Here is a 13,698-nt window from a genome sequence, read left to right as displayed (position 1 = left end):
TGTATAAATCAGGAGAGTAACGCTATATTTCCTACCCCCCATTCACCAGCAGAAGCTTGCCGACGTGGGTGCTGCTTTGCATCAATTTTTGGGCCTGAGCGGCTTCCGCTAGCGGAAAAGTGCGGTAGATAACCGGGTTAAGTTGGCCGCTGGCCGCGAGCGGCCACACGTGCTTTTCTACCTCGGCAGCCAGCGCGGCTTTGAAATCGGCGGAGCGCGGGCGCAGCATACTGCCGCTGAGGGTGAGGCGCTTGGTCATGATGTCGAGCAAGTTGATTTCGGCTTTGGCGCCCTGCATGGCGTTGATGGATTGGAGGCGGCCGTCGGGGCGAAGCAAGCGCAGGTTTTTGGCGGTGTAGTCGCCGCCTACCATGTCGAAAATGACGTCGATGGCCTCGTCCTTTAGGGCTTCCTCAAAATCCGCTTCTTTATAGTTCACGCAGGTAGCAGCGCCAAATTCTTCGCAGGCGCGGCACTTATCGGCCGAGCCGGCGGTGGCCAGTACCCGGCTGCCCAGCGCGTGCGCCACCTGAATAACCGTGAGGCCGATGCCGCTGCTGCCGCCGTGCACGAGCAGCGTTTCGCCGGGTTGCAAGGCGGCTTTCTGAAACACATTGAACCACACCGTGAACGCGGTTTCGGGCAGGGAAGCGGCTTCTTCGACCGACCAGCCAGCCGGGATAGGTAAGCAGTGCCGGGCATCGACGACCACATACTCGGCATAAGCGCCTTCGCTGACGAGGGCGCACACCTCGTCGCCCACGTGCCAGCGCGGGGCGGTGGCCCCTACCCCCACTACTTCGCCCGATACCTCGAGGCCGGGCACCACGCCGGCCACGGGGCCGCCGCCGTACTTGCCCTCGCGCAGGGCAATATCGGAGCGGTTGAGGCCGGTGGCGCGCACCCGGATGAGCACTTCGTGGGCGGCGGGCACGGGCTGCGGGCGCTCTTGGAGTTGAAGCACGTTGGGGCCGCCGGCCTGAGTAATCACAATAGCTTTCATGAGGCGTAAAGACGCAGCGAAGCCGCTGGCCGTTGTGCCCGCGGACAAATTAGTACGGGGCCACGGCCAGCGGCTGGCGCGCCCTACCCCCCAACTTCTGGCCAACCCAGCTGGTTAGGGTGGCGTTACCTCACTGAAAACTTCATTTATTCCCATGGAAAAGTTAACCGGAAAAGTCGCCCTTGTAACGGGCGCGGGCAAAGGCATTGGCAAGGCTGTGGCACTGGCACTAGCCCACGAAGGTGTGCATGTGGGCCTGCTGGCGCGCTCCGCCGACCAGCTTGCCGAGGTGGCCGCCGAGCTGCAAAAGCTGGGCGTGAAAACCAGCGTGGCTACCGCCGATGTGGCCGACGAAGCCGCCGTGAACGCCGCCGTGGCCCACATCACCGGCGAACTGGGAACGCTTGATATCCTGATAAATAACGCCGGCATCGGCACGTTTGCCAAGTTCTTGGACATGCCGCCGGCCGACTGGGAGCACATTATCCGGGTGAACCTGCTGGGCGTGTACTACGTGACGCGCGCCGCCTTGCCCGCCATGATAGAACGGCAAACGGGCGACATCATCAACATTTCCTCGACCTCGGGGCTGCGTGCGGCGGCGGGCAGCAGCGCCTACAGCGCCTCCAAATTTGCCGTAATGGGGCTAAGCGAGGCACTGATGCAGGAGGTGCGCAAGCATAATATCCGCGTGTCGGCCCTCACGCCTAGCACAGTAGCTACTGAGCTGGCTATCAGCAATAACCTCACCGACGGCAACCCCGACAAGGTGATGCAACCCGAGGATATTGCCGAGTTTATTGTCTCGCAGCTGAAGCTGAATCGGCGCATTTTCATCAAGGAGGCCGGGTTGTGGTCAACTAACCCGTAGGGCTCTATAAAGCACCAGAAAACCAAAAAGGACGTCATGCTTCGTTCAGCATGACGTCCTTTTTTTATGCATATCGAGCTTTTTTTATTCGTTGAATAACGTGTTTGTGCAATAAGCTGCGCGGTGGCATCAGGTAGCCAGTCCCTACCCCACCGCTTATGTATCAACTCGTACTCACGTTGCTTTTGTGCTGGCTGGCTCTGCCAGTTTTGGCACAGCAGCAGCTGGCTAAGGCCCGCCAGAGCAGCTACCTCACCAAGGTTTTTCGGCTGACTGAAGCCCAGGCGCGTCGCCTCTACGAGCGCGGGCTGCGAGCAGCGCGGCCCGATTTTTTTGCGGTGGCCGTCGATTCCTTTCGCACCGATTCGCTGGTGCGGCACCCGCTGCCACTGGGCTACTACTTGGTGGCCCACACCGAAGGCCCCGAGCTAGTGTACTGGCTGCGAGCCGATACCGACCGCACCGTGGAGGTGCTCGACAACCAAGTGGACCTCGTGCTAGTGGTGCGCGACTCGCTGGGCCAGCCGCTGCCCACTGCGCAAGTGGCGGTAGGGGGCCACGCCGTGCCCTACGACGCGGCCACCCACACCTACCGCCGCGCCCACGCCGGGCGGGCGGGCCTGGTAGCCGTGACGCAGGCCGGGCGCACCACGTTTCACCCCTTAGAGCAGTCGTTTCCGAGGGCTGCATACCGCCAGAGCGGCTTCGTGAGGCTGAGCAAGCGGGTCGTGTTTGGGGTGCCGTTGGGCTACCTCACCGTGCCCGCCTGGAACCTGGGGCGCGATGTGAAGCATCCGTCGTACACCACTAGCGGGCTGGTGGGGCTGGTGCGCTCGGCCTTTAGCGAGGAGGTGCGCGAACGGCGCCAGGAGCAACGCCGGCAGTGGCGCGGTGCCCGCTGGCGCAGCTACCTGGTAGTGAGCCAGCCACGCTACCGGCCCACCGGCGACACCCTGCGCCTGAAGGCGCGGGTGCTGCGGCGCGGCAGTGGCCGGCCTGCTACCCTACCCCTCACGCTGTGGCTGAGCGGGGGTGGCCTGGGCCGCGAAAAGCGCCTGGCTACGCTGCGCCCGGTGCGGCCCGGCTCCTACGAATTCTCCCTACCCCTCGCCGATACGCTGGGCCTGCGGACCGACACGTCGCCGGTGCTGCGCCTGGCCGATAAAGACGATAACACGCTGGCTACTGGCAATTTTCAGCTTGAAGACTATGAGTTGAACAACGCGCAGTATGCGCTGCGGGCGCTCGAAAAAGAACCCCGGCGCGGCCAGCCGCAGGCCGTGTTTTTGCGCGGCACCGATGCCAACGACTTGCCCCTGCTCGATGCGCGGGTGCGGCTGGCGGTGGTGCCTGGCGGTGAGCCGGGCGTGCTGGCCGGCCGCCGCTTGTTTGTGCCCGACACGCTTTGGACGCACACCCAGGCGCTGGACGCGCTGGGCGAAACCCGCGTGAACTTGCCCGCTCGCATTTTCCCCAACGCGGATATCAGCTACGAGATAGCGGCCACGTTTCTGACTACCGACAACGAGCGGCACGCCGAAAACCTATCTCTCTTTTACCGCCGCGACCCCGGCCGGTTGCACCTCACTCTCGGCCACGATTCGGTGCGCCTGAGCTACGACTCGCTGGGCCACTACCGGCCGCACCGTGCGCTGCTGCGGGTGGCAGCCAGCCAAGCGCGCGGCAGCGCGGCGGCCCTCCAGCCGCGGCCAGTGCAGCTACCCACCTCGCTACCCCTCAACCCGCAGGCCTACGGCTACACCCTGACCGATGCGGCCGGACGCTCGGAATACCTCAACCTACCCACCCAAAATGCGGACCTTAGCCTGGCCTCCGACCGCTCGACGGACTCGGTGCACCTGGTGGTGAACAACCCCCGGCGGCTGCCGTTCTGGTACTTCGTGTACCGGGGCAACGCGCTGCGCTACCGCGGCTACGCCACCGATTATCAACTGAAAGTCAAAGATAAAAGCCTGACGCCCTGGCATGTGTCGCTGCACTACTACTGGGGCGAGCGCCTGCGCGCCGACGAGTACACCGTGGCGCCACCCCAGCCCCGGCTGGCCGTGGCTACCGACCAGCCCGAGGTGGCTTACCCCGGCCAGCGGCTGCGGCTAGGCTTCACGGTCACGGACGAGGGCGGCCGACCCGTGCCCAACGCCGACCTCACGGCCTATGCTTATACCAGCAAGTTTGGGGCGGCCGTGCTGCCAGCGTTGCCCAGCTTTGCGCGGCCAGTGCTGGGGCGGCAGTCGCGGCGGCGCTTTGGGCTGAGCGAGCAGTTTGCAAATAGGCCCAACGCTACCGGCCAGCAGCTGCTCGACTGGCGGCACTGGCGCACGCAGCTGGGGCTCGATTCGCTGCGGTTTTACAGCTTTCTGTACCCCGATGGTGGCGCATTTTACGAGTACCGGCCGGCACCGGGCGGGCTTACGCAGGTGGCCCCGTTCGTGGTCGATTCGGGCCGGGTGCAGGCGCCCATTGCGTTCTATATCGACGGCCAGCCAGCTTATATTCACTCCCTTAACCAACACGAGCCCTACACCGCCGTGGCTACGAGCGGCTACCACACCATTAGCCTGCGTACGGCCACCCGGCTCGTGACGCTGCAAGCGGTGTACCTACGGGCGGGCCACAAGCTCACGCTCAGCATCGACCTCAACCAGCCGTGCCGGGAGCTGCACGTAGAGAAGCGCCTACCCCTGCTTTCGCCCACCGAGGAGCTGGCGTTGCAGCGCACCATCGTGGCGGTGGCCCCGGAGGATGCGCGGGCCCATGTGCCTGCCATGTTGCGCCAGGGGCTGGTGCTGCACCCGCTGTTGGGCAATAGCTACACGTATAGCCGCTTGCAGCTGGCTGGCCCGTTCCGGCCCGATTCGGTGGTGCTGAATCCCCTGTCAGAGCGGCCGCGCACGTTTTTGTTCGCCCCGCTGTACAGCTACACTTTTTACCCAGGGGTGTTGAAAATGACGTGCATCGAGCCGGCTCAGCTGGGGCGCATGAGCCAGGCCGGCCTGGCGCGGCCCTTGCCGCTGGGCGACTTTGCCTATAGCGAAGTACCTAAGGAACAGCACCAGCAGGTATATTCCTGGCCAGTGGTAATGCCGCGCCTACCGGTATTTGCCGAGCACTACCGCACTCTGCCGGGCCAGGGCCGGCTGGCGGTGCGCCTACCCCCTGTTGCGGGCGCAACCACTCCCTCAAATGCCTTGCCCGAGGCGCTGTGCACGTTGCTCACGCGGCCCGACCAGCCGCGCTTCTCGCGCCTGGGGCGGGGGGTAGAGGTGCTCCAGGCCCTGGCGCCCGGCCGCTACCGAGTGGCCGTGCTGCTGGCCGATAGTACCTGCCTGGCCCCCACCGAAATTATTTTGGTCGAGGCCAATGGCCAAACCTACGTGCAGCTGCGCCGAGCCGACCGGCAACCATACGGCCCGCTCAGCCGGCGCCTGCTGAAAATGCGGCGCGCCCTGCTGCCGGTGCTGGCTGCCGAGCGCCCCACCCGCCGCGAAACCCGCGCCGAGCAGCCGCTGCACCCCCGCCTCGACTGGCGCACGCTGCACGGCCGCGTCACGGAGGCGCAGTCGGGCGAGGGCCTGCCCGGCGTAACGGTGCTGGTGAAGGGCACTGCCCTGGGCGTTTCGACTGACGCCAGCGGCGCCTACTCGCTGCAAGTACCCCCGGCAGCGCGGATATTGGTTTTTTCGTCGGTCGGCTACGCTTCGCAGGAGTTAGCTATTACGAATAATGGCCCATTCAATACGGCACTTGCTGCTGATATCAAACAACTTGACGAAGTAGTGGTGACCGGCTACGGCACGCAGTCACGTCATGACCTAACCGCTAGTGTAACCACCGTAAATATGCTGCAAGGCCGGGTGGCGGGGGTTGCCATTACGAATGCTACGTCCGTCATAATTCGGGGCAACACCGCCATTGCGGCCTCGCAGCAGCCATTGTATATCGTTAATGGCCTGACTTTTAATGGCAAACTGAGCGACTTGGCCCCGGCCGATATTGCCGAAATGCGCACCCTGGATGTGGCCGCCGCCACGGCCCTCTACGGGACGCGGGCCAGCCATGGCGCCGTACTCATTACGACCAAGAGTGGCGCCGCGCTGGCCGGCTTGCCCGACTTGCAGGCGGGCGGCGACCCGCGCCTGGGCTTGCGCCAGCATTTTGCCGACCATGCTTGGTGGCGCCCTACCCTCACTACCGACGGCCAGGGCCGTGCCCACGCCGATGTGGTGCTGCCCGACGACGTGACGAGCTGGGACACTTTTGTGGTGGGCTCGGATGGGCGCGGGCGCGTGGGCGCCGCTACCGGGCGGCTGCGGGCGTTCAAAGCTTTGCGGGCTGAACTGGCGGTGCCGCGCTTTTTGGTGGCCGGCGACCGGGTGCAGGTGCTGGGCAAGGTGCTCAACTACCAACCCGACACGGCACAGGTGACCACAACTTTCCGGGTAGGCGAGCGGGTGGTGCGCCAGCAGGCCCGGCGCGTGAGCGCAGCCTTTATCGACACGCTAACCGTGACGGCCCCGGCTGTGGCAGTGGCTGATTCGGTGCAACTCACCTTCGGCTTGCAGCAAGCCAATGGCTTTGCCGATGGCGAGCAGCGCCGGGTGCCGGTGCTGCCCGCCGGCACCCGCGAGCGCGTGGGCACCTTTGCCCTCCTCACGGCTATCGATACTACGGTGGCCCTACCCCTCGACCCCCAGCTGGGTGAAGTGACGGTGCGCCTGGAAAGCGACGCGCTGCCCGTGCTGCTAGCCGAAATTCAGCATTTGCAAGAATATGCCTACCTCTGCAACGAGCAAATGGCCTCGCGCCTGCACGGGCTGCTGCTCGAGCAGCGCATTCGCGAGCAACAGCATGCGGCGTTTAAAGGGAAAAAGGCGGTTAGCTTTCTGGTTCGCCGCCTGCAAGAAGGCCGCGACAAAGGCACTGGCCTGTGGGGCACCTGGCCTACTTCGGAGGTGAGCCCCTGGGCCACGGTGCACGTGGTAGAGGCGCTGCTGGCCGCCGAGCGGGCCGGCTACCCCGTCGATTTTAACCGCGACGAGGTACAGCGTTTTTTGCTGAGCGAGCTGGACCAAAGCGCCAACCACCTGCCGGAACTGCGCGGGTATTTCCGGCGCGACGACGACCAGATTCGGCTGCTGCACCTGCTACACGCCCTGGGCGCGCCGGTCGACTACGCCACCTACGTGCGCCACATCGAGCGGGCCGCCCCGCGCCGCCTACCCCTCGACCGCTACCTGGCCCTCAGCGCGTTGCGCCAGGAGCTACGTCTGCCTTACCAGCTCGACAGCTTGCAGCGCTACCGCCTGCGCACCGAGCTGGGCGGCGTTTTTTATACCGATACGCTGCACACGAGCTCGTACTTCCGCTACCTACTGCCCGACCGCGTGGGCACCACGCTACTTGCCTATACGGTGCTGCGCACGCAGGGCGGCCACACGGCCGAGCTGGCGCGCATCCGCGCGTTTTTGCTGGGGCTGCGCGGCGGCGGGTACTGGGAAAGCACCTACCAGGCAGCCCAGATACTGGCCACCATTGGGCCCGATTTGCTGGCGCCCGGCGGGGGCGCGGCGGCCCAGGTGCAGGTTAGGGGGCCGGCGGGGGCAGGGCTGCCGACGGGCCTCATCACCACCTTTCCGTTTGTGGCCAAGCTGGCGGCTACGGGCCCACTTACGCTGCGCAAAACGGGCGGCCTGCCTGTGTACGCCACCGCCTACCAAACCCGCTGGAACCCTACCCCCCTCGCCGCGGCCAAGCCCTTCGTAGTCACGACCACGCTGGCCGGGCAGGCAGGTGGCCGCGTAGCCTTGCCCGCCGGCAAGCCCACCGAACTGGTCGTTACGGTGGAGGTGAAAGCCGAGGCGCGCTACGTGCTGCTGGAAGTACCCATTCCGGCGGGCTGCTCGTATGGCCCGCCCGCCACGCCCAGCCCCTTGGAGGTGCACCGCGAGTACTTGAAGCAGCAGGCGGGCATTTTTATCGATTGGCTGCCCATTGGCAAGCACACGTTTCGGGTGGCGTTGCAGCCGCGCTACCGCGGCAGCTACACCCTCAACCCGGCACGGGCCGAACTGCTGTACTTCCCCACCAAGTTTGGGCGCACGGCTAGCAAACAGGTGCTAGTGCGGTAGCGTAGCTAACACGTGAGGCCGGGGCTGCTTTGCGAGTAGCCCCGCCGTGTTGCCTGGTCTAGTCTATCGTTTGCAAAAGCGCAGTAGTAGCGTTGGTTTCTAACGCCGGCCACGCCGCGGGCAAATAGCTTTTGCTACCCCTTCCGGGCAGCAAAAGCTATTCGCCCGCGGCGTGGCCGGCGCTGGCATTTGGGGCACGTGTCCTGTCTAAAAATTTCTGAAAGCTGGAAGCTGTGTTGCTTGCCGGCAGGGTAGCCTTAGGGCGTAACCGCTGCCTAGGGGCCGTATTCTTCCTATTTTAATAGGGATAAAACTGCTTTCTAGTGCGTTGGGGCCGTACTGCTTTTTTGGCAGCATTCAGACTGCCTTTATGTTGTGTATAATTGTGAGAAAATGGGATATTCACAATAGAATCTACTTTACCCCATGCGAGGAATGTGATGCTGCCATTAGCTAAACAAGCTATTACTTGCTTTATCGGTGGGCGCTGGGTCGTGCTGCTTGCGCTTGGCCACAAGCCGGGCGACTAGCGCCCGCCTTCGGCGCGCGACCAGCTGCCTGGGCCACGCGGGCGGCGCAAGCTCATACGAGGCTTCGGCTTTGTAGCGCTGGCCGCAACTGCTTGCTTACCTGAGGCATTGCTAGCTACTTGGCACGTTGGCGGCGCTGGCAGTTGCTACTGGTGCTGCCCCCTGGGCCCAGCCTGCACCGGGGCTAAGCAAGTGTTCTCCCCTACCCCCGCTTGGCTCCCAAACGACTGCTTTTTTTCTACTCTTCGGCTACTCTCACCGCCTTTATATGATTTCAACTCTACTTCGCTGGTTAGGTTCGCTGCCAGGGCTGGTACTTTTCCTGCTGGTACTGGGGGCGGCCCACCCAGCCCTGGCCACACACTTGCTGGGCGGTGAGATGACGTATCGCTACGTAGATGCTAACGGCCCGACTACCGCGCCGCTGCGCTACGAAATAACCGTGACGCTGTACAACAACTGCGCCTCGAGCACGCTGCGCACGTCGGCCAGCGTCGGCATTTATGACCAGGCTACCGGGTCCCGGGTGATACTGACGTCGGTCAACTACCCGTATACGACGACTTACGCCGGCCAAATAGGCATGATGAGCATGGACCAAACGTCCATCACGCCGTGTATTGCACCAGTCATTCCGCCGGGCTGCACCATAACGGGGGCGTCGTTGCCCTACCGGCTGCAAAAGTTTGTGGGCATTGTGAACCTGCCGCTGTCGTCTCAAGGCTACTACGCCTTGTTTACCGACGGCAACCGCAACGTGGACATTACCAACCTGTACGTGCCCGGCGACCAGTCGCTGACGCTGTACGTGGCCCTGAGCCCGCCGCAGATACCCAACCACTCGCCGGTGTTTTCGGACGAGGCCGTGGCTATTGTGTGCGCCAACGATACTACCGTGCTGCTCAACAACGCCGTAGACGCCGACGGCGACCGGCTGGTGTATTCGTTTGGGCAGCCCTTTGGCACCGTTAGCGGCCTGGGCGTACTACCTACCGGCAGCTTTGTGCCTCCGGCGCCACTGCTCGCTTATGTGCCGGGCGCGGGCTATTCGGCCACTACCCCCTTCGGCACGAGCGCGGGTAATTTTGCCATTCTTGACCCCACTACGGGGCTGGCTAAGTACGGCGCTACCGTGGTGGGGCGCAAGTACGTGGTGGCGGTAGATGTGAAAGAATACCGCACCATCGGTGGCCAGGAAGTGCTGATAGGTACTACCCGGCGCGATTTGCAGCTGGTGGTGGCTTCGTGCCCACCCACCAAGCCGCCGGTGCTGCCGGCGCATGCCGTTACGCCACGCGACTATACTGTGGAGGCGGGCGGCACGCTCAGCATTCCCATCACCGTCACGCAGTCCGACAACCACCCCATGACCCTGACGCTCAACAGCGTGCTGCTCGATGGGCCAGGCGGCTACCAAGCCACGCTCGACGGCAACCCCGGCACCGTGGCGCCGGGCAACCCCACGGGCACGGCCACCGTGAGCGGCACCAACGGCACCGTAACCGGCACTTTGGTATACGCCACTAGCTGCGCCGATGCCCGCGCCACGCCCTACGATGTGGCCCTAACTGTGAAGGACACCGGCTGCGCTGGTAAAACGGTGGCCGACATTTTCCACATCACTGTGACCAAGCCGAGGGGACCGACGGCCATCAGCGGCGACCAAACGGTGTGCATTCTCAACCCGGTGCGTACCTACACGGCCAGCGGCGGCACCGCGCCCAAGCTAAGCTGGCGCGTGGTGGGTGGCACCATTGTGGGCAGCAACACCGCTAATCCCGTGCAGGTACAGTGGACCACGCCCGGCGGTGGCACCCTCGTGGCTCGCGGCGTTACGCAGTATGGCTGCCCAACCGACTCGGTGACGCAGCGCGTGACCGTGACGCCCAGTAGCCCCCTAGTGGTGGCGGGCGCGCTCAACCTTTGCCAGGGGGGTAGCACTACCCTAACCGTAACGGGTGGCAACGCGCCGTATACCGTAGTGGGCGGCGCTACCCCCCTTACGGGGGCCGGTCCGTTTGTACTGAACCCCACCCAAACGACCACTTACACCATTACGGGCACTAGAATAGGCCCCAACTGCGGGTACAATGCGCAGGTAACGGTAACGGTGAATCCGCTGCCAGCCGCGGCGCCCGGCTCGGGCGCCGCTATCTGCTCGGGCGGCACTGCGCAGCTGGGGGCGGCGCCGGTGGCGGGCCTTACGTACAGCTGGAGCCCAGCTACCGGCCTCAGCAGCACGAGCGTAGCCAACCCCACGGTGACACTGACTAACACCACGGGCGCGCCCACCACCCAGACGTATACCCTGACCACAACTAGTGCCGCCGGCTGCACGAGCACCGGCACGGTAACCGTGACAGTAAACCCACTGCCGGTGGCTGTGCCCGGCGGCGCCCTCACCACCTGCTCGGGCACGGCGGCGCCGCTAGGAGCCGCACCGGTGGCGGGCCTTACGTATAGCTGGAGCCCGGCTACCGGCCTCAGCAGCACGAGCGTAGCCAACCCCACGGTGACACTGACTAACACCACGAGCGCGCCCATCACCCAGACGTATACCTTGACCACGGCCAGTGCCGCCGGTTGCACGAGCACCGGCACGGTGACTGTGACGGTCAACCCCGCAGTGGCGGCAGGCACTATCGGCAGCGACCAAACGGTGTGCGCAGGTACTACCCTACCTACCCTCACCAGCACGGCCGGGGCCAGCGGCGGCACCGGCACGTATACCTATCAATGGGAATCATCTACCGACAATGCGACCTGGACGGCTATAGCTGGCGCCACCGGGACCACCTACACACCAAGCTCGATTACGGTCGTTACTTACTACCGGCGGCGGGCCGCTTCGGGCACGTGCGCGGTAGACTTTTCCAACGTGGTGACGCTGCGCTTGCAGCCAATGCTCGTGTCGGGGGTAACGCTGGCCACCCCGCCAGCGCAATGTGCGGGCACAGCCTTCACCTTTAGCCCGGCACCCTCCAATGCGGGGACGGCCCCCAGCTACCGTTGGTTTGTCAACAATGTGCAGGTGGCCACCAGCGCCACATTCACCAGCAGCACGCTGGCCAACGGCGACCAGGTGCGGGTAGAGCTAACGCCTACCCCCGGCTTTTGCGCCAGCGGCCCGGCAGTGGCTACCGTCACCATCAGCCTAACGCCGGTGGCACTGCCCACGGCCACCATTAGCGCCAAAACTTTGCTGCCGGTTTGCGCCGGCGACCCGGTTACGTTTAGCCTCGACAACACGGCCAATCCCGGCCCTACCCCCCAGTACCAGTGGCAGGTAAATGGCGTGAACGTGGCCGGCGCCCAGGCCACTACCTTCACCAGCAGCACGCTGCGCGATGGCCAAACCGTGACGCTAACCATGCGCACCACCACAGCGTGCGGCCCGCTCACGGTAGTGTCAAACGCAGTGCGGGTAGCCGTTAACCCGGCCGTGGTAGTCAGTGCTGGGCCCGACAAAGAAATCATGGAAGGCGACCAAGTGACGCTCGAAGGCACGGCCAGCGGCAGCTTCCCCGTGACGTGGACGCCAGGCCTTGGCCTGACGTTTGCGGGCGGCAACCAGCTGCGGCCCGTGGTGTCGCCGGCCGCCACAACCACCTACACGCTGGCGGCCAAGGTGGGCGACTGCGCCGGCAGCAGCTCCGTAACCGTGACGGTGCGGCCGCGCCTGCGCATCCCGAGTGCCTTTAGCCCCAACGGTGACGGCCAAGACGATACTTGGGAAATCGACCACATCGGCGACTACACCGCCAATCACGTGCTGGTATTCAACCGCTGGGGCAACAAGATTTTTGAAGCCTCAGGCTACGGCCGCAGCAACGAGTGGAACGGCAACATGGGCGGGCAGCCGGCTCCCATTGGCACCTACTACTACGTCATCACCTTAGGTAATGGCAAGTCGTATAGCGGCCCTATCACGGTCGTGTATTAGGCCTTGCGCCGGGCACGTGGCACACTGTCAATCAGCTTATTGCTGGCCATTGACAGTGTGCCACGTGCCCGGCTATTTTTTTCTAACCGGAAGACTATTCAACAGCATCGCTTTGTGAGAAAACAACTACTTAGGTTACTGCTTTTGCTGGGGGTAGCAACGGGGACTGCTCGGCCAGGGCAAGCGCAGCAGCTGGCTCAGTACAGCCAGTACATGAACAACAACTACTTGCTGAACCCCGCGGTGGCGGGCACCGAAGACTATATCGACCTCAAGTTCAGTTACCGCACGCAGTGGACCGGCCTGGAGGGCGCCCCCAAAACGTACTACGCCAGCGTCAATTCGGCGCTGGGCGGCTTCCACTCGCAGCCCAAGCGCACGATGCAGGACTGGCACCGCAGCTACCACTCGCTGGGCGCCATCGTGTACAGCGACGTGACGGGGCCCACCAGCCGCACCGGCGTGTACGGCTCCTACACGTACAACCTGCCCCTGTCGCGTACCCTGCGCCTGGCGCTGGGCGTGTCGCTGGGCATGCAGCAGTTTGCCGTCGATGGCTCGCAATTGCAGTTTCACAACGTGAATACGATTGCCGCCAGCCAGGCGTCGATGGTGCCCGATGCCACGTTGGGCGCGTGGCTTTACAGCCTCGATTTCTACGCCGGGCTGTCGTCGGCCCAACTATTGGGCAATCAGCTTGATATTGCTTACTCGCCCACCAACCAACTGGTATACAGCAACAAGCTAGAGCGCCACTACTTTGCTACGGCGGGCGTACGCCTCCCCCTAAGCAACGATTTTTCGCTAGTACCGTCGGTGCTCGTCAAGTTTATGTCGCCCGCCCCCGCTGCTCTCGACCTCAACGCCAAGGTCAAATTTCGGGATTTATTGTGGGCGGGGGCCTCGTGGCGCGCTTCCGATGCTTTTGTGGGCATGTTGGGCGTCAACTTCAGCACCGTAGGCAGCCTGAGTTACTCCTACGACGCTAGTACCTCCGCCCTAGCCGCTTACCAGTGGGGCAGCCACGAAGTCCTGCTTACTATCAAGCTCAAGAAAACGCCCAAAGTCGTGTGTCCCGACCGGTTTTGGTAGGCTAGCCGGTTCTACCCTACCCCCCTCGGATGGCGGCAGGGGGTAGCGCGCAGGGTTTATCGCCGCTCAATTATTGGTAAGGAAACCGTGCAACGCCAAGTGAGGCACGT

5 protein-coding genes are annotated in these 13,698 nt (G+C 63.9%); 4 read left to right on the top strand and 1 reads right to left on the bottom strand.

Annotated features, from left to right (window positions below):
* Positions 1-31 precede the first annotated feature (31 nt).
* Complete coding sequence (locus tag GO988_RS00790; protein ID WP_157561634.1) at positions 32-1,003, bottom strand: NAD(P)H-quinone oxidoreductase; 972 nt, start codon at positions 1,001-1,003, stop codon at positions 32-34.
* A gap of 154 nt (positions 1,004-1,157) precedes the next feature.
* Between GO988_RS00790 and GO988_RS00785 the strand changes: the two genes are divergently transcribed.
* The 4 genes from GO988_RS00785 (at position 1,158) to GO988_RS00770 (ending at position 13,588) form a co-directional block, all read left to right on the top strand.
* Positions 1,158-1,874 (top strand): 3-ketoacyl-ACP reductase, encoded by a 717-nt coding sequence (locus GO988_RS00785; protein ID WP_157561633.1) that lies wholly within the window; start codon positions 1,158-1,160, stop codon positions 1,872-1,874.
* Between the two features lie 158 nt (positions 1,875-2,032).
* On the top strand, positions 2,033-8,023 hold the full coding sequence (locus GO988_RS00780) for a carboxypeptidase-like regulatory domain-containing protein (RefSeq protein WP_157561632.1): 5,991 nt from the start codon (positions 2,033-2,035) through the stop codon (positions 8,021-8,023).
* A 798-nt stretch (positions 8,024-8,821) separates the two neighbouring features.
* Positions 8,822-12,496, top strand: coding sequence for a gliding motility-associated C-terminal domain-containing protein (locus GO988_RS00775; protein ID WP_157561631.1), 3,675 nt, complete (start codon positions 8,822-8,824; stop codon positions 12,494-12,496).
* 57 nt (positions 12,497-12,553) lie between these two features.
* Positions 12,554-13,588: a PorP/SprF family type IX secretion system membrane protein gene (locus GO988_RS00770; RefSeq protein WP_317164758.1), complete on the top strand. Its 1,035-nt coding sequence runs from the start codon at positions 12,554-12,556 to the stop codon at positions 13,586-13,588.
* Positions 13,589-13,698 lie beyond the last annotated feature (110 nt).

It is taken from the genome of Hymenobacter ginkgonis (assembly GCF_009755225.1).
GTDB classification, from domain to species: Bacteria; Bacteroidota; Bacteroidia; order Cytophagales; family Hymenobacteraceae; genus Hymenobacter; species Hymenobacter ginkgonis.
Note: the sequence above shows the minus strand (reverse complement) of the source record. Positions and strands in the feature narration are given on the sequence as shown.

Excerpts from the sequence above, each read along its gene's own strand:
- GO988_RS00790 (WP_157561634.1), bottom strand. The coding sequence starts at position 1,003 with ATGAAAGCTATTGTGATTACTCAGGCCGGCGGCCCCAACGTGCTTCAA.
- GO988_RS00785 (WP_157561633.1), top strand. The coding sequence starts at position 1,158 with ATGGAAAAGTTAACCGGAAAAGTCGCCCTTGTAACGGGCGCGGGCAAA.
- GO988_RS00780 (WP_157561632.1), top strand. The coding sequence starts at position 2,033 with ATGTATCAACTCGTACTCACGTTGCTTTTGTGCTGGCTGGCTCTGCCA.
- GO988_RS00775 (WP_157561631.1), top strand. The coding sequence starts at position 8,822 with ATGATTTCAACTCTACTTCGCTGGTTAGGTTCGCTGCCAGGGCTGGTA.